The sequence below is a fragment of the Methylobacterium carpenticola genome (assembly GCF_042748905.1).
In the GTDB taxonomy this organism is placed as follows: Bacteria; Pseudomonadota; Alphaproteobacteria; order Rhizobiales; family Beijerinckiaceae; genus Methylobacterium; species Methylobacterium carpenticola.
In genome coordinates, this window is the sequence record NZ_JBHZEO010000001.1 from 1,349,763 (window position 1) to 1,372,264 (window position 22,502).

Consider the following 22,502-nt stretch of genomic DNA (forward strand, 5'->3'; position numbering starts at 1 on the left):
TGCACCGCCCGCGCTTCCGAGTTCCCGAGCATGCGACGGCCCGCCGGGAAGACGCGTCACCGCGGTTTCGCCGGATGGGGTCCGTCAGGGCCGCGTCGGTCTGGCAGCACGACCCGGGTTGCGGTTGCGCCGTCACGGCGGCGATGGCGTTTTCCTCCGCCGGCCGCAGGCGGCATCCCGTCGCCAGGACCTGAACCCGACCCCATCGCCGATGGGATGCGCCCTGTGCTGACGGCTGGCGATATCCTGATGGGAGCGTCCGGATGCCGAAGCCGATTGCGTCGGCCGGCACCCTGCCGCTCACGGGACGATGATGGCGACGCAGCGCCTGGAGCGGGTCGAAGAGGCCTTCGGACCGGGACAGGCAACCTGGATCCGCTCGCCATCGTCGAGGAGCGACAGGATCAGCCTCGGATGCGTTGCCGAAGTCGAGCGGACTTCGACAGTGATGCGTCACTCTCGAGGAAGTATCGGGTTATGAATGAGGATGCGCGTGCTGGCGGAGAGGGAGGGATTCGAACCCCCGATGGACTTGCGCCCATGCCGCATTTCGAGTGCGGTGCATTCAACCGCTCTGCCACCTCTCCGGCGCCGCTTTCGCGTCGCTCCGGCAACACGGTCCGTGTCGCAGGCAAGGGCCTGTTACACGGCATTGTGCCGCCTCACAAGGGCCAATCGTGACTTTCTGCGCCCGTCCGGTTCAGCCGGCGCGGGCGGCCGCGGATCCGGCCAAGCTGATGCGGCGGGTGGCCGGCACGCGGGGCTCCGCGGCGCGGACGGGCCGGGCGCGGGACTGCGTGAACAGCACCGTGCCGACCAAGCCCGCCGCCGCCACCAAGTCCGTCTCCGCACAGGTCGCGGCGACCCGGAGCCCGATCTCGTGGGTGTGGCTCTTCCCGTACAGATAGGCCGCGAGCCGCGCGCGGGTGCGGGCGGGGATGCCCGAGACGATCGTGTCGATCGTCTCGCCGTCGCCGCGATAGAGTTCGCCCAGCGTCGCCAGCGGAACCGGGCATTCCGCTTCGTCGATCGATGGCAGTCGGGCCTTGGATGTCGTCATGGCGCACCTGGGGAGTCGAGTTGGCTCAAGCCTCCCTCGGGATGATGAAAAAATCCTTAAAAATATCATCATCCGCGGCAGATCCACCAGGAAATGCAAGTCGATCGGCAGAAAAGACACGATGCGCCGGCCCGCGGGTCGACTGCGACCTTACGGATGCCGGTGAATCGGATCGACCCAATAAACGGTCTCCGGCGGCTCGACCGGTTCGACGTGAGGGAGATTGACCACCACGGCCTCGTTGTCGGAGCGCACCAGCACGCATTCGAGCGGCTCGTCCGGCGAGGCGTTGATCTCCTGATGGGGGACGTAGGGCGGCACGTAGATGAAGTCACCCGGCCCCGCCTCCGCGGTGAATTCGAGGCGCTCCCCCCAGCGCATGCGCGCCCGCCCGCGCACCACGTAGATCACGCTCTCCAGCGCCCCGTGGTGATGCACCCCGGTCTTGGCATCGGGCTGGATGGCGACCGTGCCGGCCCAGATCTTCTGGGCGCCGACGCGCGCGTGGTTGATCGCCGCCTGCCGGAACATGCCCGGCGTCTGCGCCGTGTTCGGGTCGAGCTTGTCGCCGGTGACCACCCGCACGCCGTCATGCTTCCAGCGCGGCGTGCCGGCCTCGTCGGCGTGATGGTGATGATCGTGGCCCTCGTCCGACATCGCATCCTCTCAACCGATCGGAAAACCCCGCCATCCTGCGCCACCGCGCCGGGGCGCGCCAGAGGAAAGGCGCTCTGGATCGTTCGTTTTATAGAACGAGACATGGCCGAGTGCGGCCCCCGCCAGGATGTCTCGCTTCCGAAAGGACGGTTCCTCCCCCGGAGGCGGGTTCCCAGGGAGCGGACTGCTCTCTCAAACTGTTCTACAGAAAGAACATTCTGATTGACAGAGCGGCCTCCCTCGGCCGATCCTCAGGTCATTCCAGGCGGGCCGGCCGGCTCGCCGGACGGCCCGTCAGCGCGGCGCCGCCCGATCCAGACGGAGACGCGGCGATGCGGCCGAGCTTCACCCGAGACCACCGGCTCATTCCTCAGTGGCGCAGCCGGGCGCGGACGGCCCGGGACCGGTGTCGCCGGGGCTGACGCTCCGCCCCGAACCCAACCGCCCTGCCCTCAACCGCGCGCCCGAGCGGCGCCGCCCGCCGGCCCGCCGCCGGCGAGAGGAGAGTTGTCGTGATGTCTTCCGCCCGCATCGTCGAGATCGACGAGATCTCCGCCGGCATCGTCGTCCCGGAACCGGCCGGGTTCCGGTTCTTCTCGGCCCATCCGGATTACCACCTGCTGGAGGGCCGCATCTTCCGCAGTCCGCGGCACGCCACCCGCGCGGCCAAGGAGCTGCGCGCCACCCGCCGCACGCGGCGCCAGCAGCACTGATCGCCAGAGCGCGTCCCCGCTGACGTGGATCGCGGTTCGGCGCAAGGAAGCGCGTGCCATCGAGGGCTGGAGCAGCGACCGATCGCTGCTCCGGCCGCGCGCCCGCCCCCTTACCGGTTGCGGGCGAGGAGCAGGATCCAGCCGATCCCGATCGTGAGCACTAGGATGCCGATCGTGGCGAAGGCCGGGGTGCCGTGCTCCATCAGCTTTGGGGCGAGTTGCGTGGCGAAGGCCGCGACCACGAGGCCCACCGCCACCCGGGCGGCGGCCCGCTCGATGCCCCGGGTGAGCTTGTCCATCCCCTTGAGCTCGATCTCCACCGTGACGCGGCCCTGCTTCAGGCGCACCAGCATCAGGTGGACGAGGGTCGGCAGCTCCGAGGCCGCGCCGTAGAGGCCGGCGGCCAGCCCCTCGAACTTGGTCCGGACCTCCTTCATCGAGAAGCGCGTGCGCATGGTGCGCTTCACGGTGGGCCCCGCCGCCGCGAAGAGGTCGAATTGCGGGTCGAGCTGGCGCATGACCCCGTCCGCCGTCACCAGCCCCTTGAACAGGATGGCGAGGTCGGTGGGCATGGCGAGGTCGTTCTCCCGCGCCATGGTCATGAAGTCGGTGAGCACCACGCCGAGGTTCAGCGTCGCGCCGTTGTGCCGGGTGACGAAGGCCTGCGAGGCCGCCTCCAGCCGGGTCAGGTCCGGGTTGCTGCCGCCGGTCCAGTCGAGGAGCACGGCCATCAGCCCGTCGGCATCCTCCTTCAGCATGGCGCCGATGAGGATCAGCAACTGGGCGCGCCGGCGCTGCGACAGCCGCCCGACGATGCCGAAATCCACGAAGGCGATGCGGTTGCCGGCGAGGCAGAGGAGGTTGCCCGGATGCGGGTCGGCGTGGAAGACACCCTCGATCAGGGACATCTGCAGGAAGGCGTCGGTGCCGCGCTGGGACAGCACCACCCGGTCGAGCCCGTTATCCTCCAGCCGCTTCAGGTCGGTGGGCGGGATGCCGTGGATGAATTCCTGCACGAGCACGCGCTCGGAGGTCCATTCCCAGTAGATCTTCGGGAAGACGATGTCGTCCCGGTCCGCGAACAGGCCGGCGAGCAGCTCGCAGTTGCGCGCCTCGTTGAGGAGGTCGAGTTCCTCGCGCAGGCCGTTGGCGATGTGGCGCATCTGCTCGTGGGGCCGGTAGCGGGCCATCTCGGGCCACTCGGTCTCCACGATGCGCGAGGCATGCGAGAGCAGGCGCAGGTCCGCCTCGATGATCTTCTGCACGCCCGGACGGCGCACCTTGACGATCACCTCCTCGCCGCTCTCCAGGCGGGCCCGGTAGACCTGGGCGATCGAGGCCGAGGCGAGCGGGTTGGTGTCGAACTCGGAGAAGATCTCGCTCGGCGGCGCGCCGAGATCGGCTTCGAGCTGCGGGCGGATCACCTCCCACGGCACCGGCGCGACCCGGTCGTGCAGCTTGCCGAGTTCCTCGGTCCATTGCGGGGCGAGCAGGTCGGCGCGGCTCGCCAGCACCTGACCGAGCTTGATGAAGGTCGGGCCCAACGCCTCGATCGCCCGCCGCATCCGCTCCGGCTGCGACAGCCGGGTGACGTCGACGGCCGGAGTGCTGCGCCATGCGAGGCGCGGGATCGCCCTCAGGCCGAGCCGGTCCACGACTTGGTTCACGCCGAATCCGATCAGGATCCCGGCGATCTCCTGGAGGCGCTGGCGGTCGCGCGCCGCGACGAAGGCTGTTTTCAGCATGGATGCATCAGTTCAGCCCGGCTGCCGTGAGAGTTCAAAACCAGTGTCGGGCCCGCAGCGCCGAACCTTGGCAGGACGAGCCGGCATCGCCCGGCCGGAGGCTTACCGGCTCAACCCGGCCGGACTTGGGCAGATCGGAGCATCGAAGCAAGAAACCTCGGACCTGCCGGGCCACGATGGCTCGGGGCCGAGCGGACGACCGGTGCGGGGCTTGGATGAGCCGGGCCAAGTTCGCAGCGATTCCGTTCGGCGGGACGACACCACCCCCGCGGTAGCGCAAGGGCCGGCCCGGCACAACGCGGCAGGTCCGCGGCGAAGGGTGTCAGCCCCGCCGCCCGCGTGCCCGTCCCTCGCCCGGAGACGCGGCCCGCGGCGCGGCGAGGCCGTACTCGATGTCGAAGAAGCGGCGCACGGCCGGGACGTAGCGGGCGTTGAAACGGGGATCGACGTGCGGGAAGCCCGAGGCCTCGAGCGCCGGAAAGATGGCCTCGATCTCCGCCGCCCGCGCCTTGCCGACGAGCGCCACGGCGATCTCGGCATCGCTGGCGAATTCCGGCAGCGAGGCCAGCCCGCGGATGCGTTTCATGGCCATGTCCCCCCCCGGCGCCCGGACCGTCCGTGGTCCCGGGCGGTGCGCACGATGCCCGAACGACGCGGTTTCCCGCATCTGGCGCAGGATCGGGCGGACCCGAAAGTTGCAAGGGAAACCTAGAAGAGGCCCCCCACAAGAGGCCCCCCAAGAGAAACGGCCCCCCAAGAGAAACGGCCCCCCAAGAGAAACCCCGCCGCCGGACGGGCCGGGGGCGGGGCGTTGTGCGGCAGGGCGCGGACGCGTGCGCCCGTCTTCCGTCTTACATGCGGCTGCCGGAGCCGCCCCCGGTGCCCGTCTTGCCGGCACCACCGGTCTGGCCGCCCATGCCGCCCGTGTCGCCGCCGCGCAGGGTGCTGCCGGTGGTCTCCGGCGCCGTGCCGCGACCTTGGCCGGCACCCTGGCCGCCGTCACGCAGGCCCTGCCGGGCCTGCTCGCCCGCGCCGCGGCCCTGACCCATGCGGTCGGAGTTCGTCCGGTCCTGGCTCATCCGGTTCTGCTCGCCGCGGGTCCGGTCCTGGCCCAGGCGCTGCTCGTCGCGGCCGCGCTCCTGCGTCGCGTGCATGCCGTCACGGCGCTCGCCCGTGCGGATCTCGTCGCGGCCGCCGCGCACAGAGGTGCGCTCGCTGCTGCGGACATCGACGCGGTCGCGCCGCTCCCCGCGCACGCTCACGCTGCCCGTCGTCCCGGACCGCTCCGTCACCACCAGCCGGCGGTATTCCGGCGAGCCGTAGACGACCCGGCGGCCCTGCACGACCACGTAGCGCGGGCCGCGGTTCTCACGCACGACGAGGCGGCGGTACTCGGGCGAGCCGACGCGGACCCGGCGGCCCTGGATCACGACGAATTCCGCGCCCGCATGGCGAACGCCGCGCTTCTCGCGCCGCTCGATCACCACCAGGCGGCGGTACTCGGGCGAGCCGTAGACGACGCGCTGGCCGGCCACCGTGACGAAGCGGTGGCCGCCGCCGACCGAGACGCGATCCTCGCGGCTGCTCGTGCGCAGGCTGCGCCCCTCGATGCGGTCGTGGCGCTCGGCCCGGTCGCCGCGCAGGTCGTGCCGCTCGCCGCGGGAGGCCTCGTGGCCCGCGCGGTCGCGCCCGCCCATGCGGCCGTCCGACGTGCGGGTCGCGCCCGCTTCCCGTTCGTCCCGCGCGCCCATCCGCTGGTCGCCGCCGCGCTCGCGCTGAGCGTCCTGCTGCTTGCCGCCGGTCTCCCGGCTGCTCGTCTCCTGGCGGCCGCCCTGGCCGTCGCGCGTACCGGTCTCGCCGCGGGCGCCCTGCATCTCGCCACGGGCGCCCTGGCCCGCGCCGCGGCCGCCCATCTCGCCGCGTCCGGAACTTGTCGCCGCAGCGCCGGGCGCGCCGGACCTGGCCGGCGAACCCGCGCCGCTCGTCTGCGCGAATACCGACGTGCTGATCAGCAGCGCGGCAAGACCGGTGGTCAGGCGGGCCATCGACGTCTTGGTCATGATGCTCCTCCGAAGCTGAAAAAGATGCACCGAAACGTCGCCTGACGAGTATCGTTCCAATCCGGGTCGCGGGCTCAACGGTATTGCCAGGCTTGTATGCTCACGCACACCGCGAACGGCTACGATGAACATGTGTGCGACGCCGGACTTGATTGATGATCTGGGCAAGGGCCGAGAAGACCGATGCCCTGGTGGGAACCCGGTGCGTGCGACGGCGTTTCCGGGGACCGTGGCCGTAGCGCCCGTCGATCGTTTGGGGAGACGCGACACCGACATGCTGGCGGAGCCCTCGACGACCAATCCGGACCGTGACTGGCTGGATCTCGGAACCCCCGCCCCGCATCCCGCCGGGGCGGCCGCGCCCGAAATGCCGCGCCGCATCGATCCGAGCGTCATCAATCCGGGCTTGAAGCCGGGCTTGGCGGCGCGGGCGCTCGCGGCACGCTGGCAACCCATCGTCGCGGCCCGGTTGGCCCCCCTGCGACAGGCGGCGGAGCGGGTCGGCGATCGCGTTGCCGCGCATCCCCTCGCCGATCGGGCCCGGGGCGGCTGGCGCCGGCTCGGCGCTTTTCCCTGGGGCCTCGTCGCGCTCGGCGCGGGCGCCGGCCTGGTCTGCGCCTTCGCCGCCCTTCTCGCCGTCGCCTTCGCGACGCTGCCGCGCCTCGACGATCCGGCGCCGGCCGCCTTCCCGATCCAGGTCCAGGCGGATGACGGACAGGTGCTGGCGACCCGCGGCCCGGTGCGCGGGACGGCGCTCGCCTCGGGCGCCATCGCCGCTCCGATGAGGCACGCGATCGTGGCCGCGCAGGATCCCTGGTTCCACGACGATTACCGGCTCGACGCGCGCGGCATCGCCGACATCGTCCGCTTCGCGTTCCGCGAGCGGATCCCTACCGGCCCGCGCGCGGGCGCCCCCCGCCTGACGCAGCGCCTCGTGCGCCACCAGATCCTCGGCGAGCGGCGCGGCCTCGTCGGCAAGCTCCAGGAGGTGATGCTGGTCGTCTGGCTCCAAGCCCGCGCCACACCCGGTGAGATCCTCACCCGCGCCCTCAACACGGCGGCGTTCGGCCCCGACATCACGGGGATCGATGCAGCCTCACACCGGATCCTCGGCAAGCCGGCGAGCGGCCTGACCAATGCGGAGGCCGCCTTTCTCGCCGGCCTGACGCTTCGTCCCGCCGACCTGCGGCCCGACCGAGACGCGGAGGCGGCCCGTCTCCGCGCCCGGCAGGTGCTCGACGCGATGGTGATGACGGGCGCCCTCTCCCGGGCCGAGGCCGATGGCGCGGCCCGCGCCCTGGCGGGATTGTCCCTGCCCGAGGCGAATGCCGTGACGCGCAGCGGCTTTCCGGATCTCACCGTGGTCGCGGCCCGCGACCGGCTCGGCGACGCGGTCCGGGAGGCCACCCTGCGAACCTCCCTCGACCGCACGCTTCAGGGCTTCGCCGAGGGGGCGATCGAGCGCCGGCTCGATGCGGCCGCCAAGGGCCGGGGGGCACGGGCGGGCGTGGTGGCCCTCGCATCGGACGGCAGCGCGCTCGCGCTTGCGACGACGGGCGGCCCGCTCACCGCCGACCCGGCCGGTCGCGCGGTCGCGGAGGCGAGCCTGCGCCGCGTGAGCCGCAACGGCCGTCCGGTCTACGACCGCATGCAGGCGGCGACGCTCGACCCCGCGACGGTGCGTGCGCGGGCCTTCGCGCTCCTCGCCACCTTCGCCCGCCTGCCCGAAGGCGCCGAATCCCCGACCGCGACCCGCGACGGCATCGCCGTCGGCACGGCCGGCGACGTGACGGTCGGCGTGTGGGTCGCCTCGGAGGATGAGGGCACGGCGGGCTCCGCCCCGGAGGCGATCTGGCAGGATTTCGCCGCCAAGGCGCGCGAGGCGCGGGAAGCGCCCGCCCGCGAGACGGCGGCACCCCGCGCGGCCTGGCAGGCTCCCGAGGACAAGGCGAGGACGCAGGTGCTGCGGGGCGCCGCGCGGGTCATCGACACCGGCCGGCTGAAGATCGACGGGCAGACCGTCCGGCTGTTCGGCGTCGAGGGTCAGGGCGGACGCGTGGCACGGGAGTTCCGCCAGTATCTGCGCAAGCGCGAGGTGACCTGCGAGCCCGCCGGCGAAGCCGAGGTCTATCGCTGCCGCACCGGCGCGCAGGATCTCTCCGAGGTCGTGCTGTTCAACGGCGCCGGCAAGGCCGCGCCCGGCGCGACCCCGGAGCTGATCGCCGCCGAGGCGAATGCCCGGGAGCGCCAAGCCGGCCTCTGGCAGAACTGAGCGGTCCCTCCGTTCCTACAGTTCGAGGAACGGCGCGAAGCCGCCGAAGATCATGCGCCGGCCGTCGAAGGGCATGTCCGCCATCGCCGCCTTGAGGCGCGGATCCGCCATCACCTTGGCGTTGACCGCGTCGCGGTCGGCGCGGGAGGCGTAGAGGATCCACGAGAAGACGACCGTCTCGTCCTCGCGGGCCTGCACGGCGCGGGGGAACGAGGTGACCTCGCCGTAGGGCACGTCGTCGGCGAGACACTCCACGAAGGCGAGCGCGCCGTGCTCCTTCCAGACCTCCCCGGCGCGGCGGGCGAGGGCCTGGTAATCCGCGATCCTCTCCTTCGGCACCGCGACCACGAAACCGTCGACGTAGGTCATCCCGGGTCTCCCCTCTGCTGCGACGCCGGGACGACGCCTGCGCCGCCGGGATCCCGACAGGGGGCCTGAAAAAATCCCCGCGGCCGATCGGGCCCCTCCTTGCGAAACGCCGTTCCGCGGGATTGACAAGCGGCGCCGCTCCCCGAAGCATGGCAGCGGGCTCGACCAGAAGCCCCCTGACAAGGACGATACGGGTGAGGACAACGCTCCTGGCCGCGGCGTGCATCGCCGCTTGGCACGGCTCCGCCTGCGCGCAGCCCGCGAAGGCGATCTCCGATGGCGTGGTGCGCATCGGCTTCCTGCTCGACATGTCGAGCGTCTACGCGGACGTCACCGGCTCCGGCAGCGCCGCGGCGGCGCGCATGGCGGTGGAGGATTTCGGCGGGACGGTGCTCGGCGCGCCGGTCGAGGTCGTCGTCGCCGACCACCAGAACAAGCCGGACATCGCCGCCACGACCGCGCGGGCGTGGTTCGATACCGAGCGGGTCGACGCCATCCTCGACGTCGCGGCCTCGGCCACGGCACTGGCGGCGGCCGACATCGCCAAGGCCAAGAACAAGATCATCGCCTTCAGCGGGCCGGGCGCGGTGCGGCTCACCAACGAGGCCTGCTCGCCCGTCTCGATCCACTGGGCCTACGACACCTACGCGCTCGCCAACGTCACCGCCCAGGCGACGGTGAAGCGCGGCGGCGAGTCCTGGTTCTTCCTCACCGCCGACTACGCGTTCGGGCACGACCTGGAGCGGGATGCGAGCGCCGTGGTGAAGGCGAATGGCGGCAGCCTCAAGGGCAGCGTGCGGGCCCCGCTCAACACCGCCGATTTCTCGTCCTTCCTGCTCCAGGCCCAGGGTTCGGGCGCCAAGGTGGTCGGGCTTGCCAATGCGGGCCGCGACACCACCAACGCCATCAAGCAGGCGGCCGAGTTCGGCCTGACCCAGGGCGGCCAGACGCTCGCCGGGCTGCTCGTCTACATCAACGACGTCCACAGCCTGGGCCTGAAGCCGACGCAGGGCATGCTGCTGACGGAAGGCTTCTACTGGGACCTCGACGACGCCACCCGGGCGTGGTCGAAGCGCTTCTTCGAGCGGACCGGACGCATGCCGAACATGTCCCAGGCGGGCGTCTACTCGACGGTGACCCACTACCTGAAGGCCGTCGCCAAGGCCGGCACCGACGACACCGACGCGGTGATGCGGACGATGCGCGAGACGCCGGTGGACGACTTCTACGCCAGGGGCGGACGCATCCGGGAGGACGGCCGCATGGTCCACGACATGTATCTGTTCGAGGTGAAGCGGCCAGAGGAATCCACGGGCGAGTGGGACCTCTACAAGCGCGTGGCGACGGTGCCGGGCGACGAGGCCTTCCAGCCGCTCTCCGCCTCCCGCTGCCCCCTGGTGAAGAAGTGACCCTGCGCTGGAGCCGCCGGCCCGAGGGCTCGACCTGGGGCGATTGGGGACCCGACGACGAGTTGGGCCGCCTCAACCTGCTGACGCCCGAGAAGGTGCGCCAGGGCGTCGCCGAGGTGCGCGAGGGCCTGACCTTCTGCCTCAGCCTGCCCCTCGACTATCCGGGCGGCAACGTGCTGAACCCGCGCCGCCACCCGCCGAAGATCACGCCGACCGTGCGGGCGAACGGCCGCCCGAACATGAACTTCCCGGTCTGCGAGGAGGTGCCGGACGCCACCGACGTGATCAGCGACGACCTGGCGGTGCTGCACCTCCAGTATTCGACGCAGTGGGACGGGCTCTGCCACGTCGGTTCGCTGTTCGACGCGGACGGCGACGGGCAGGCGGAGCCCGTCTATTACAACGGCTTCCGGGCCGGGCGGGACGTCACCGGGCCGACCCGGCCGGAGGAGGCCGGCGCGCCCTCGCGGGCCAGGGCGCTCGGCATCGAGCGGCTGGCCGAGCGCGGCATGCAGGGGCGCGGGGTGATGATCGACCTCCATGCGCATCTCGGCGAGGGCCGCCGCGCGGTCGGCTACGACACCCTGCGGCGGATCCTCGACGCGGACGGCGTCGTGGTCGAGCCCGGCGACATGGTCTGCCTGCACACGGGCTTCGCCGAGCGCCTGCTCGGCATGGACCGCGCGCCCGATCCGGAGGTGGTGCACGGGCTCGGCGCCGGCCTCGACGGCCGCGACGGGCGGCTCCTCAACTGGATCACCGATTCCGGGATCTGCGCGCTCATCGCCGACAATTACGCGGTCGAGGCCTATCCGGCCCGGGCGATGCGGGGCTGCTGCGCCACCCTGCCCCTGCACGAGCACTGCCTGTTCAAGCTCGGGGTCAATCTCGGCGAACTCTGGCACCTCACGCCGCTCGCCACGTGGCTGCGGGCGAACGGGCGCTCGCGCTTCCTGCTCACCGCCCCGCCCCTGCGGCTTCCCGGCGCCGTCGGATCCCCGACCACGCCGATCGCCACCGTGTGATACCGGGGCCGGAGGCCCTCAGGCGGGTGTCCCGAGCCCATCGCGACCGAAAGCCGTAGACAGCCGCGCGGGCCGGGGACCATCCTCCCCGCGGCCGCGCGCCCGGCGGCGCGTGGATGCCACCTCAGCCACCGGGATCCCCCATGCGGCATGTCCTGTCTCCCGAGATCGGCGCGCGCTTCGCGGCCATCACCCTCGGCCACGTCACCCGCGAATATCCGAACAAGCCGGATCACGTGCTCGCCGGACCGGAGGACGCGCGCACGCCCGCCGATCTGCATCCGGTCTTCTACGGCAGCTACGACTGGCATTCCTGCGTCCATGGCTACTGGCTGCTGGCGCGCCTCCTGCGGCGCTTTCCGGACGGACCGCAGGCCGGCGCCATCCAGGCCCTGTTCGACCGGCAGCTGGTGCCCGAGAAGGTCGCGGGCGAGTGCGATTACCTTGCCGCCCCCGCCGCGCGCGGCTTCAAGCGTCCCTACGGCTGGGCGTGGCTTCTGAAGCTCGCCGATGAGCTGGCCCATCTGCGGGAGCCGCGCTGGTCGCAGGCCCTGTCGCCCCTCGCCGGGATCTTCGCGCAGCGGTTCCGCGACTTCCTGCCCGTCGCGCCCTATCCGGTCCGCGTCGGCACCCATTTCAACACGGCCTTCGGCCTGCGCATGGCCGCCGATTACGCGGAGGGGACGGGCGACGCTGCCCTGACCGCGCTGCTGCGGCGCAAAGCGGAGGCGTGGTACGGCGACGACGCCGATTGCCCCGCCTGGGGGGAGCCGGGCGGCGACGACTTCCTCTCCTCCGCCCTGATCGAAGCGGAATGCATGCGCCGCCTGCTGCCCGCCGACCGGTTCTCGCCCTGGTTCGACCGGTTCCTGCCGCAGGTCGCCCGGCGGGAGCCGGCCACGCTGTTCACGCCAGCCCGGGCGACCGACCGCAGCGACGGCAAGATCGCCCATCTCGACGGGCTCAACCTGAGCCGCGCATGGTGCTTCCGCGCGCTGGCGGAGACGCTTCCCGCCGACGATCCGCGACGGGCCGCGATGCAGGACGCCGCCGCGGCGCATCTCGACGCGAGCCTGCCCCATCTGGCGGACGACTACATGGGCGAGCACTGGCTCTCCAGCTTCGCCCTGCTCGCGCTCGAGGCCTGAGGACGAGAGCCCGCGCGCCGTGGCAGGCGGGGCCAGCGGGAATGATCCGGCCCGGCCGGGTGACGCCCCCGCGCCGTTCGTGCTATGGCCCGCGCCAACCTCCCTCACACGATCAAGCCTGCCCGCGCTGCCCTTCGGCCGCGGGGCGGGTGAGATTCATCCCGCCGAACGCGTCCCGCCATGACCGCTGCCCCCAAGATCTCCTTCGTGTCGCTCGGCTGCCCGAAGGCGCTGGTCGATTCCGAGCGCATCCTCACGCATCTGCGCGCCGAGGGTTACGAACTCACCCGCAAGCACGACGGCGCCGACGTCGTCATCGTGAACACCTGCGGCTTCCTCGATTCCGCCAAGGCGGAATCGCTGGGCGCGATCGGCGAGGCCATGGCGGAGAACGGCCGCGTCATCGTCACCGGCTGCATGGGCGCGCAGCCCGACGAGATCCGCGACAAGTACCCGAACCTCCTCGCCGTCACCGGCCCGCAGGCCTACGAGTCGGTGGTGGCGGCGGTCCATGAGGCGGTGCCGCCCGCGCACGATCCCTTCCTCGACCTTGTGCCGCCGCAGGGCGTGAAGCTCACGCCGCGGCACTACGCCTACCTGAAGATTTCCGAGGGCTGCAACAACCGCTGCACGTTCTGCATCATCCCCTCGCTGCGCGGCGACCTCGTCAGCCGGCCGGCGGGCGACGTGCTGCGCGAGGCCGAGAAGCTGGTGAAGGCCGGCGTCAAGGAACTCCTCGTCATCTCGCAGGACACCAGCGCCTACGGCGTCGACCTGCGCTACGCGACCAGCCCCTGGCGCGACGGCGAGGTGCGGGCGCGCTTCACCGACCTCGCCCGGGCGCTCGGCGACCTCGGGGTCTGGGTGCGGCTGCACTACGTCTATCCCTACCCGCACGTGGACGAGGTCATCCCGCTGATGGCCGAGGGCAAGGTGCTGCCCTACCTCGACATGCCGCTCCAGCACGCCAGCCCGAGCGTGCTCAAGCGCATGCGCCGTCCGGCGAACCAGGAGAAGATGCTGGAGCGCATCCGCTCCTGGCGGAGCATCTGCCCCGACCTCGCCATCCGCTCGACCTTCATCGTCGGCTTCCCCGGCGAGACCGAGGCCGAGTTCGAGGAACTGCTCGCGTGGCTCGCCGAGGCGAAGCTGGAGCGCGTCGGCGCCTTCCCGTACGAGCCGGTGAGGGGTGCGGCGGCGAACGACGCCGCCGCGTTGATCCCGGAGGAGGTGAAAGCGGAGCGTTACCGCCGCTTCATGGAGACCCAGGCGGCCGTGTCCCTGCGGCTGCAGAAGGCCAAGGTCGGCAAGCGCCTGCCGGTGATCATCGACGAGGCCGGCCCCACCGTCGCCAAGGGCCGCTCGAAATACGACGCGCCGGAGATCGATGGCAGCGTCCACGTCGCCTTCCGCCGCCCGGTGCGGGCGGGCGACATCGTGACGGTGAAGATCGAGCGCGCCGACACCTACGACCTGCACGGCGTCGCAGTCTGATACGGTTTCCGGAAGATCACTTTCGGAAACCGTATCACGAGCCCGCGCGGCGCTTGAGCGAGGCCGGTTTCCGCATCGCGAAGCGATCATCCGGAAACCGTATGAGGCCGCGAGCGCACCGGACGAACCTACTGCCGCCAGGGCGCGCAAGCTCGCCGCCAAGCGCGCGAACGGGCGGATCGAGCCCGGAGGATCGGCGCTGAGCGCCGCTCACCCGGCGACCGCCTCCAGCCTCACCCGCTCCACGCCCGCCTCCGCCATCGCCGCGTGGGCCCGCGCCAGCGAGCCGCCCTGGTCGATGGCCCGGCAGGCATCCTCCACCACCACGGCCGCGAACCCGGCCGCCCGCGCGTCGAGGGCGCTCCAGCCGACGCAGTAATCCGTCGCCAATCCGCAGAGCACCACCCGGGTGAAACCGCGTTCGCGCAGGTAGCCCGCGAGCCCGGTCGGCGTGCGCCGGTCCGCCTCCAGGAAGGCGGAGTAGCTGTCGATCCCCGGCCGGTAGCCCTTGCGGATGACGAGTTCCGCCGCGGGCAGGTCGAGCCCTTCCGCAAGGGCGGCGCCGGGCGTGCCCATCACGCAGTGGTCCGGCCAGAGCACCTGCTCGCCATGGGCGAGCCGCACCGTCTCGAAGAGCTGGCGGCCCGGATGGCTCGACGCGAAGGAGGCGTGGCCCGGCGGGTGCCAGTCCTGCGTGAGGACGACGTGCGCGAAAAGCCGGCCGAGCGCGTTGACCGGCCCGATCACCGCGTCCCCGTCCGGCACCGCGAGCGCGCCGCCGGGCAGGAAGTCGCGCTGGACGTCCACCACGAGGAGGACGTCCGTCTCGGCGGGGGTGATCACGGCAGCATCACGGTGGCGCCGGTGGTCTGGCGCCCGGCGAGGTCGCGGTGGACCTGAGCCGCCTCGGCGAGCTTCGCCCGGCTGTGCACCGGGATCTTGACCGCGCCGCTCTTGACCACCCCGAACAGATCCTCGGCCATCGCCTCCAGGCTCGCCCGCTCGGCGACGTGCGTGAACAGCGTCGGCCGCGTGGCGTAGAGCGAGCCCTTCTGGCCGAGAAGCGCGAGGTTGAAATCCTCGATCACGCCCGAGGCGTTGCCGAAGCTCACGAACATCCCGAAGGGCCGCAGGCAGTCGAGGGAGGCCGGATAGGTCGCCTTGCCGACGCCGTCATAGACCACCGCGCAGCCCTTGCCGCCGGTGATCTCCTTCACGCGGGCGGCGAAATCCTCGTCGCGGTAGAGGATGACGTGGTCGCAGCCGTTCTGGCGGGCGAGCTCCGCCTTGTCCTGCGACCCCACCGTGCCGATCACCGTCGCGCCGAGATGCTTGGCCCATTGCGTGGCGATGAGGCCGACGCCGCCGGCTGCCGCGTGGAACAGGATCGTGTCGCCGGCCTGCACCCGGTAGGTCTTGCGCAGCAGGTACTGGGCGGTGAGGCCCTTGAGCATCATCGCGGCGGCGGTGGCGTCGTCGACCCCCTCGGGGATCTTCACCACCATGCGGGCCTCGATCACCACCTCCTCGGCATAGGTGCCGGAGGCCGAGCCGTAGGCGACCCGGTCGCCCTTCGCGAGGCCGGTGACGCCCTCGCCCACCGCGACGACCTCGCCCGCGCCCTCGTTGCCGGGGGTGAAGGGCAGCTGCGGCGCCTTGTAGAGGCCCGAGCGGAAGTAGATGTCGATGAAGTTGACGCCGATGGCGGTCTGGCGGACGCGGATCTGACCCGGCCCCGGCGCGGCGACCTCCACCTCCTCGTAGCGCATCACCTCGGGGCCGCCGTACTCGTGAACCCGGATCGCCTTGGGCATGGTCGCCTCCCGCTTGTCGTTGCGGCCGGGATCATAGGAGGCGCGACGGTTTCGGCAATGGCGCGCGGCGCCGGATGACCCCATCTAGCTCTGCAATTGCACCCGTTTCGGTGGGGACCCCGATGAGCGACGCCAGTCACCCGGAATTCGACGTCGCGGTGGTGGGCGCGGGCGCGGCCGGCCTCGCCGCGGCGCTGGCGCTGGCGCGCGACGGCATCCGCACGGCGCTGGTCGGGCGGCACGCCCCCGTCGCGGACGGCCGCACGGTGGCGCTCCTCGACGGATCGGTGCGGCTCCTGAAGGCTCTCGGCGCCTGGGAGGCGGTCGAGCCCGCCGCGGCCCCCCTGGCGGAACTGCACATCATCGACGACACCGGCAGTCTGTTCCGGCCGCCGCCCGCCCGCTTCGTCGCCTCCGAGATCGGCCTCGACGCCTTCGGCTGGAACGTCGAGAGCGCGCGGCTGGTCGCGGCCCTGCGCGACCGGGCCCGGTCCGCGCCGGGTCTGCACCTGATCGAGGAGGACGCGGCCGGCGCCGTGCCCGGGCCGCAGGCCGCGAGCCTCGCGCTCGAGAGCGGCGGCGCCCTGCGGGCCCGGCTGATCGTGGCCGCCGACGGGGCCCGCTCCCCCTTGCGCGAGGGAGCCGGGATCCCGGTGAGGAGCTGGGACTACCCGCAGGCGGCGCTGACCACCATCCTGGCCCATGCCCGCGACCATCGCGAGGTCTCGACGGAGTTCCACACCCGGCAGGGACCGTTCACCCTCGTGCCGCTGCCCGGCGGGCGCCGCTCCAGCCTCGTCTGGGTGACCGATGCGGCGCGGGCCGAGCGCCTGCACGCCCTGGACGATGCCGCCCTGGCGCGGACGATCGAGGGGCAGGCCCAGGCGCTTCTCGGGCGGATGAGCATCGACGGGCCCCGCGGCGTGGTGCCGATGCGGGGCCTGCTCGCGGGCCGGCCGGTGGGGCCCCGGCTCGCCCTTGTCGGCGAGGCGGCGCATGTCTTCCCGCCGATCGGCGCCCAGGGCCTCAATCTCGGCCTGCGGGACGCCGCCGCCCTGCGCGACCTCGTGGTGGAGGCCCGCCAGGGCGGACAGGATCCCGGCGGGGAGGCGGTGCTCGCCCGCTTCGCGCGCAACCGGGGCTTCGATGCGCGCCTGCGCACCGCCGCCGTCGATGCCCTCAACCGCAGCCTGCTCTCGGGGCTGTTCCCGGCCGATCTCCTGCGCGGGGCGGGGCTCCTCGCCCTCACCACGCTCGCCCCCTTGCGCCGGGCGGTGATGCGCGAGGGCATCCTCCCGCGCTTCGGCACCCCGCGCCTCATGCGGGCCTGATCTCCCGCCCGTGCAGAAAGTACTACGGAATCGTCATGAAACCTCTGCCGTTGAGAATCGATTGATGAGTCCGGCGCAGACTAGGCTCAAGGACAAGCCCGCTTGGCACGGGATCCGCCAGGCAGGCGGACGGCACGGGAGTTGAACGGCATGATGTGGGACGGCCTTGGTCTGTTCTCCGGACCGGCCCCCCGTCGCCTCGCGGATGGGGGCGGTGCGGGCGGCAGCTCCAGCCTTGCCGAGGAGCCCCCTCGCCCCTCGCCCGATGGCCCCGTGCCCGACCGGCCCTCGGGGCGCCGTCCCAAGCTCGGCCTCGCCCTCGGCGGCGGCGCGGCCCGCGGCTGGTCGCATATCGGCGCCATCGAGGCTCTCGAGGATGCCGGCTTCACCATCGACGTGATCGCCGGCTGCTCCATCGGGGCGGCGGTGGGCGCCTGCTACGCGGGCGGCAAGCTCGGCGAGTTGAAGGACTTCGCCCTCTCCCTGACCAAGCGGCGGGTGATGGGGCTGCTCGATTTCCATCTCAGCGGCTCGGGGCTGATCGCGGGCGAGCGCCTGCGCCAGCTCCTCGTGCGCGACCTCGGCGGCCAGCGGATCGAGGCGATGCCCGTCACCTTCGCGACGGTCGCGACGGAACTCGGCACCGGCCACGAGATCTGGCTGACCAAGGGCTGCGTGGTCGAGGCGGTGCGCGCCTCCTACGCGCTGCCGGGCATCTTCGATCCGGTGAAGGTCGCGGGCCGCTGGCTGATGGACGGGGCGCTGGTGAACCCGGTGCCGGTCACGGTGGCCCGCGCCCTCGGGGCGGACGTGGTCTTGTGCGTGAACCTCAACGGCGACATCCGCATCCGCGGCACCGTGATCCAGGCCCATGGCGACGAGAGTGTGGTGGACGCCGCCGCGGCGGCGGCCGTCGCGACCCTGCCCGAGGCGCCGCGGCGCTGGCCGCGCCTGCGCGCCGCGCGCCCGACCAAGCCCCGGCTGGAGCCCGGGATGCCCGGCGGCATCGCCAGCGTCATGGTGGATGCCTTCAACATCACGCAGGACCGCATCTCGCGCTCGCGCCTCGCGGGCGATCCGCCGGACATCATGATCAACCCGAAGCTCGCCCAGATGGGCCTGTTCGAGTTCCACCGCGCGGAGGAATGCATCGAACTCGGGCGCCAGGCCGCCCGGAAGATGATGCCGGAGATCCGCGAGGTGGTGGCCGCCGCCGCCCTGCCGGGCTGAGCATCGCTCCGCCGGCCCAACTGCTGGTCGCCGGCTCGGCGGCGGGGACGATGCGGAACCAGGAGCCCCAGCAGAATTGCCTCGAGCCATCCTGCTGGGAGCGGTCGCGGTGCGTCGCGTCCGGTCAGGCGGTGGCGATGTACTCGCGCAGGGCCTGCTGCTCGGCCTCCACCGAGGCGATGCGGTGCTTGACGACGTCGCCGATCGAGACGAGGCCCACGAGGTGCCCGTCCTCCACCACCGGCACGTGGCGGAAGCGCCCGTCCGTCATCAGCTCCATCACCTCCTCAATGGCGGTGCCGCGGGTGCAGGTGATGACGCGGCCCGTCATGTAGCGGGAGACGGGATGCTCCAGCGCCGCGGCGCCGCTGCGGGCCACCGCCCGGATGATGTCCCGCTCCGATATGATGCCGAGCACCGAGAGGCCCGCATCGCTCACCACCAGGGCGCCGATGCCGCGCTCGGCGAGCAGCGCCGCGGCCTCGGCCAGGGTCCGGTGCGGCTGCACCGTCACAACGGTGCGGCCCTTCTGGGACAGAATACGCGCAACGGTCATCGCTTCCTCCTCGTCGCGAGGATCCGGCTGCCCGCGATCCCGCCGGGACGCGATGTCGCGCGGGGCCGATCCGTTGTTCCTGCGCCGAGTGTGTGATCTGCCGCGGTCCGTTGCAACAGGACTTCACGTCAAGGCACACGATCCGTCAGGGCCGACGCGGCTCGAGGAGCGGAAGCAGGAAGAAGCCGGCGGCGAAACCGCCGAGATGCGCGTCCCAGGCGATGCTCGCGTCGCTCATGCCGAGCGGCACGGCGAGGAGGCCGAACAGCAGGTTCGTGACGAACCAGATGCCGAGGAAGAGCGCGGCGGCCCGGTTGCGCAGGAGTTCGGGAATCGACTGGAGCCGGGCCGGGCTCGGCCGCTGCCAGGGCAGCCGGTTCGCGTGCAGCACGGGATCCGCCGCCGGCTGGAACACGAAGCGGGTGGCGGCGGCCATCAGGCCCGAGACGCCCGCCGAGGCGCCCACCAGCGGCAGGGTGCTCAAGGGGTCGATGAGGACGTGCAGCGCCCCCCCGGCCAGTGTCGAGACGAGGGCGACGACGCCGTAGCGCCACGCCCCGCAGCGGCGGGCGACCGGCGTGCCGAAGGCCGCGAGCCACAGGCTGTTGAGCAGGACATGCGCCCAGGACCCGTGCAGGAGGCCGTAGGTGACGAAGGTCCAGGGGCTCGCCTGGTTCTCGGCGATCAGGTAGCTCGCGAAGGCCTTGCGCGCCTCGACCTCGAGGGCGCTGCCCGGCCACGCGGCGGCGGCCCGCAGCACGTCCTCGGCCCGGCCGGGATCGATGGCCAGGGTCCAGCGGGCCGGAACCAGGGCGAGGTCCACGAGCAGCGTGATGTCCCACTCGTCCGGAATCAGCACGCGCAGGGCCTGGATCGCGACGAGCAGGCCGACCGAGGCGGTGACCACGGCCGGCATGTTGAAGACCGGCACGCGGGGCGGGCGCGGCAGATTCGGGGTGGCATCCATCCGGTCACCGTGGCGGCGCGGCGCTCCGGCCGCAAGACGGCGCGACGCATGCCGCGGCCGCGCGCAAAAAAGAAGGGAGAGCGTTGCCGCTCTCCCTTGATCGGGGTGATCGAACCGGGTGTAAGCCCGGTGCGGACGGCGTCCGGACCGTGACGACGCGGGCCGAATCGGCCCCCGCCCCTTGCTGAGCCGACCCATAGGGCGGCTCCGCCCCCCGCGCTAGCCCCCCGCGACAGTCCCGCGTCAAAATTATGGCGTTGTGCACTGCCGGCTCCGCCGCTTCCGCGTTAACCTTACGAGAACGTTGCGCTTTCCCGATCGCCGCCGCGGCATAGGCTCTGCTGCATCGAATCACCGAGCGGTGCCGCTGACCCGGCATCGTGCCGATCGTTCCCGAAACTGCCAGGGGCGTGCCCCGGTCCTGTGTCACGACGAGACATCATGAAGCATCCGACCAGCGCCCTGCTTCACGCCTACTGGAACGGACTGCGCGGCGCGCGGGCCGCCCCGGAACGCGGCGAGATCGAGCCCGGAGAGATCCGGCACATCCTGGCCGACAGCCTGATCCTCGAGGTCGAGCCGTCGCAGCGCGAGGCGACGGTGCGGCTCGCCGGCACGCGGATCTGCGCCCTCTTCGGCGCCGAACTGCGCGGGCGCGGCTTCGCCGGCCTGTGGGGCGAGGGGCCGGCGGCGGATCCCTGGCGCCTCATCGAGGTGGTGGTGCAGGAGACCGTGGGCATCGTCGTCGGTCTCGTGGGGACGACCCGCGAGGGCGACGAGATCGACCTCGAACTCCTGCTCCTGCCCCTGCGCCATCGCGGCAAGACCCAGGCGCGGGTGATCGGCGCCCTCTCGGCCGGCACCAACCCGACCTGGCTCGGCCTGCGGCCGGTGACGGCCCTGCGGACGGTGTCGCTGCGCATCCTCACGGGATCCGAGATCGCGGCCGATCCCGACCGGCCGCCGGAGCCGGCCAACGACCAGGAGGAGCCGCGCCGGCCCCGCCTCGTGGTGCATCGCGGCGGCCGCGCGTGAGCCGGTTTCGTTAAGATTCGAGGGACAGAATGACGAGGTTTCGGCCGATGCTGTCCTGAGGTCCGATCAGACCATGACCCACGCCACAAGCCCCCTCCCCGTCCGTGCGGGCCAGCAGGCATCCGGGGCGGCGGATCAGCGGCGGCATCACCGGGTCGCCATGGCCCTGCTCGGGCGCTACATGCTGCCGGACCGGCGCGAATATCCGTGCCAGACGGTGGACATCTCGCCCGGCGGCGTGCGGCTGGTCTGCGCCGTACCCGGAGAGGTCGGCCAGCGGACGGTGATCTACCTGGAGCAGCTCGGCCGCCTGGAGGGCCAGATCTCGCGCCTCCTGCCGGACGGGTTCGCGGTGGAGATCAGCGCGACCTCCCACAAGCGGGAGAAGATCGCCGCACAGCTCACGTGGCTCACGAACCGGGACAGCCTCGGCCTGCCGGAGGACCGCCGCCACGAGCGTCTGGTGCCGCGCGAGACCGCGGTGAGCCTGCGGCTCGCCGACGGCAGCGCCCTCCCCGCGCGCCTCGTCGACGTCTCGCTCTCGGGCGCGGCCATCGCCTGCGACCGGCCGCTCCCGGTGGGCGCGGCCCTGGTCGTCGGGCAGACGCCCGGGCGGGTGGTGCGCCAGTTCAAGGGCGGCCTCGCCGTGGAGTTCGACCGGCCCCTCGCCCCCGAGGATTTCGACGAGACCCTCGTGCTGTAGCACCCGCGCGGCGCACTCGGTTGACCGTCCGCGCCGCGCGGGCGATCAGACCGCATGACCACACCCTGGCGCGCGACGATCCTCACCCTGTATCCGGAGATGTTTCCCGGCCCGCTCGGGCTGTCGCTCTCGGGGGACGCCCTGGCCCGCGGGGCCTGGACGCTGGAGGCGCGCAACATCCGCGATCACGGCCTCGGCCGGCACCGGGCGGTGGACGATACGCCCGCGGGCGGCGGCGCCGGGATGGTGCTGCGCTGCGACGTGCTCGCCGCCGCCATCGACGCGGCCGCCCCGGCGGAGGATCCCCGCCCCCGGCTGCTGATGAGCCCCCGCGGCCGGCCCCTCACCCAGGAGCGCGTGCGGACGCTCAGCGACGGACCGGGCCTCGTGGTGGTCTGCGGGCGCTTCGAGGGGGTCGACGAGCGCGTCATCGCGGGGCGCGGCTTGGAGGAGGTCTCGATCGGCGATTACGTGCTCTCGGGCGGCGAACTCGCCGCCCTGGTCGTGATCGACGCCTGCGTGCGGCTGATCCCGGGCGTGATGGGCAAGGTCGCCTCGGGCGAGGAGGAGAGCTTCGAGGGCGGCCTGCTCGAATATCCGCACTATACCCGGCCGCGCGAATGGGAGGGCCGGGCCATCCCGGAGATCCTGACAGGCGGAAACCACGCCGCCATCGCCCGCTGGCGCGCCGAGGAATCCCTCCGGCTGACCCGTGAGCGCCGCCCCGACCTGATCGCGCGGCGGGATGGCGGCGGGTAACCGGGGGACATGATTCCGTCCGACCTTGGGACAGTCGACGGTTGTGGCGTCGCGATCACACGGTGCGATTGGTCATCCGCCCCCATCGCTGTTCCGTTGCCGAGCGGTTTCCATGGCAGCCCGATTGCAGCCGGAACGGGTGATACGGTTTCCGG

The 22,502-nt window shown here is 72.1% G+C and carries 21 protein-coding genes and 1 tRNA gene; 11 read left to right on the forward strand and 11 right to left on the reverse strand.

Annotated features, from left to right (window positions below):
* Window positions 1-497: 497 nt before the first annotated feature.
* The 3 genes from ACE101_RS06510 to ACE101_RS06520 all read right to left on the reverse strand — a co-directional run bounded on the left by ACE101_RS06510 (window position 498) and on the right by ACE101_RS06520 (window position 1,717).
* Window positions 498-587 (reverse strand) — tRNA-Ser (locus ACE101_RS06510).
* Window positions 588-700: 113 nt separating this feature from the next.
* Window positions 701-1,060 carry a hypothetical protein gene (locus tag ACE101_RS06515; RefSeq protein WP_379126977.1) on the reverse strand — a complete coding sequence of 120 codons (360 nt, stop codon included), beginning with the start codon at window positions 1,058-1,060 and terminating at the stop codon, window positions 701-703.
* A 150-nt stretch (window positions 1,061-1,210) separates the two neighbouring features.
* Window positions 1,211-1,717 (reverse strand): cupin domain-containing protein, encoded by a 507-nt coding sequence (locus ACE101_RS06520; RefSeq protein WP_379126979.1) that lies wholly within the window; start codon window positions 1,715-1,717, stop codon window positions 1,211-1,213.
* Between the two features lie 515 nt (window positions 1,718-2,232).
* Here ACE101_RS06520 and ACE101_RS06525 point away from each other — a divergent pair.
* Window positions 2,233-2,430: a hypothetical protein gene (locus ACE101_RS06525; RefSeq protein WP_379126981.1), complete on the forward strand. Its 198-nt coding sequence runs from the start codon at window positions 2,233-2,235 to the stop codon at window positions 2,428-2,430.
* A gap of 110 nt (window positions 2,431-2,540) precedes the next feature.
* Here the strand turns inward: ACE101_RS06525 and ACE101_RS06530 are convergent, their stop codons facing one another.
* The 3 genes from ACE101_RS06530 to ACE101_RS06540 form a co-directional block, all read right to left on the reverse strand.
* Window positions 2,541-4,175: an ABC1 kinase family protein gene (locus ACE101_RS06530; protein WP_379126983.1), complete on the reverse strand. Its 1,635-nt coding sequence runs from the start codon at window positions 4,173-4,175 to the stop codon at window positions 2,541-2,543.
* Between the two features lie 322 nt (window positions 4,176-4,497).
* The gene (locus ACE101_RS06535) at window positions 4,498-4,761 is read right to left on the reverse strand and encodes a hypothetical protein (protein WP_379126985.1); all 264 of its coding nucleotides are present in this window, start codon (window positions 4,759-4,761) and stop codon (window positions 4,498-4,500) included.
* Window positions 4,762-5,026: 265 nt separating this feature from the next.
* Window positions 5,027-6,235, reverse strand: a complete 1,209-nt coding sequence (locus tag ACE101_RS06540; RefSeq protein ID WP_379126987.1) for a hypothetical protein — start codon at window positions 6,233-6,235, stop codon at window positions 5,027-5,029.
* Window positions 6,236-6,509: 274 nt separating this feature from the next.
* Between ACE101_RS06540 and ACE101_RS06545 the strand changes: the two genes are divergently transcribed.
* Complete coding sequence (locus ACE101_RS06545) at window positions 6,510-8,507, forward strand: transglycosylase domain-containing protein (RefSeq protein ID WP_379126989.1); 1,998 nt, start codon at window positions 6,510-6,512, stop codon at window positions 8,505-8,507.
* 15 nt (window positions 8,508-8,522) lie between these two features.
* Here the strand turns inward: ACE101_RS06545 and ACE101_RS06550 are convergent, their stop codons facing one another.
* The gene (locus ACE101_RS06550) at window positions 8,523-8,876 is read right to left on the reverse strand and encodes a DUF1428 domain-containing protein (RefSeq protein ID WP_379126991.1); all 354 of its coding nucleotides are present in this window, start codon (window positions 8,874-8,876) and stop codon (window positions 8,523-8,525) included.
* 194 nt (window positions 8,877-9,070) lie between these two features.
* Here ACE101_RS06550 and ACE101_RS06555 point away from each other — a divergent pair, with 194 nt between their 5' ends.
* The 4 genes from ACE101_RS06555 to rimO all read left to right on the forward strand — a co-directional run bounded on the left by ACE101_RS06555 (window position 9,071) and on the right by rimO (window position 13,952).
* Window positions 9,071-10,285 (forward strand): ABC transporter substrate-binding protein, encoded by a 1,215-nt coding sequence (locus ACE101_RS06555; protein ID WP_379126993.1) that lies wholly within the window; start codon window positions 9,071-9,073, stop codon window positions 10,283-10,285.
* Window positions 10,282-11,310 carry a cyclase family protein gene (locus ACE101_RS06560; protein WP_379126995.1) on the forward strand — a complete coding sequence of 343 codons (1,029 nt, stop codon included), beginning with the start codon at window positions 10,282-10,284 and terminating at the stop codon, window positions 11,308-11,310. Before ACE101_RS06555 ends, ACE101_RS06560 begins: the two co-directional genes overlap by 4 nt.
* Before the next feature lie 143 nt (window positions 11,311-11,453).
* Entirely contained in the window at window positions 11,454-12,458 is a 1,005-nt protein-coding gene (locus ACE101_RS06565; RefSeq protein ID WP_379126997.1) for a DUF2891 domain-containing protein, read from the forward strand.
* 180 nt (window positions 12,459-12,638) lie between these two features.
* Entirely contained in the window at window positions 12,639-13,952 is a 1,314-nt protein-coding gene (gene rimO / locus ACE101_RS06570) for a 30S ribosomal protein S12 methylthiotransferase RimO (protein WP_379126999.1), read from the forward strand.
* A 210-nt stretch (window positions 13,953-14,162) separates the two neighbouring features.
* Here the strand turns inward: rimO and pncA are convergent, their stop codons facing one another.
* Together pncA and ACE101_RS06580 are read right to left on the reverse strand one after the other, a co-directional pair.
* A complete protein-coding gene (gene pncA, locus ACE101_RS06575; protein WP_379127001.1) occupies window positions 14,163-14,795 on the reverse strand; it encodes a bifunctional nicotinamidase/pyrazinamidase in 633 nt (210 codons plus the stop codon).
* Window positions 14,792-15,766, reverse strand: coding sequence for a quinone oxidoreductase family protein (locus ACE101_RS06580; protein WP_379127003.1), 975 nt, complete (start codon window positions 15,764-15,766; stop codon window positions 14,792-14,794). The genes pncA and ACE101_RS06580 overlap by 4 nt, the downstream gene beginning before the upstream one ends.
* A 122-nt stretch (window positions 15,767-15,888) precedes the next feature.
* On the opposite strand from ACE101_RS06580, the gene ACE101_RS06585 reads away from it, so the two are divergent.
* A complete protein-coding gene (locus tag ACE101_RS06585; protein WP_379127005.1) occupies window positions 15,889-17,097 on the forward strand; it encodes a UbiH/UbiF family hydroxylase in 1,209 nt (402 codons plus the stop codon).
* Between the two features lie 150 nt (window positions 17,098-17,247).
* Window positions 17,248-18,327, forward strand: a complete 1,080-nt coding sequence (locus ACE101_RS06590) for a patatin-like phospholipase family protein (RefSeq protein ID WP_379127006.1) — start codon at window positions 17,248-17,250, stop codon at window positions 18,325-18,327.
* Window positions 18,328-18,451: 124 nt separating this feature from the next.
* Here the strand turns inward: ACE101_RS06590 and ACE101_RS06595 are convergent, their stop codons facing one another.
* Window positions 18,452-18,883 (reverse strand): CBS domain-containing protein, encoded by a 432-nt coding sequence (locus ACE101_RS06595; protein WP_379127008.1) that lies wholly within the window; start codon window positions 18,881-18,883, stop codon window positions 18,452-18,454.
* Between the two features lie 145 nt (window positions 18,884-19,028).
* On the reverse strand, window positions 19,029-19,850 hold the full coding sequence (locus tag ACE101_RS06600) for a rhomboid family intramembrane serine protease (protein ID WP_379127010.1): 822 nt from the start codon (window positions 19,848-19,850) through the stop codon (window positions 19,029-19,031).
* A 441-nt stretch (window positions 19,851-20,291) separates the two neighbouring features.
* Between ACE101_RS06600 and ACE101_RS06605 the strand changes: the two genes are divergently transcribed.
* The 3 genes from ACE101_RS06605 to trmD all read left to right on the forward strand — a co-directional run bounded on the left by ACE101_RS06605 (window position 20,292) and on the right by trmD (window position 22,347).
* Window positions 20,292-20,885 (forward strand): PAS domain-containing protein, encoded by a 594-nt coding sequence (locus tag ACE101_RS06605; protein ID WP_379127012.1) that lies wholly within the window; start codon window positions 20,292-20,294, stop codon window positions 20,883-20,885.
* Window positions 20,886-20,958: 73 nt separating this feature from the next.
* Window positions 20,959-21,588, forward strand: coding sequence for a PilZ domain-containing protein (locus ACE101_RS06610; RefSeq protein ID WP_379127014.1), 630 nt, complete (start codon window positions 20,959-20,961; stop codon window positions 21,586-21,588).
* A 54-nt stretch (window positions 21,589-21,642) separates the two neighbouring features.
* On the forward strand, window positions 21,643-22,347 hold the full coding sequence (trmD, locus tag ACE101_RS06615; RefSeq protein WP_379127016.1) for a tRNA (guanosine(37)-N1)-methyltransferase TrmD: 705 nt from the start codon (window positions 21,643-21,645) through the stop codon (window positions 22,345-22,347).
* Window positions 22,348-22,502 lie beyond the last annotated feature (155 nt).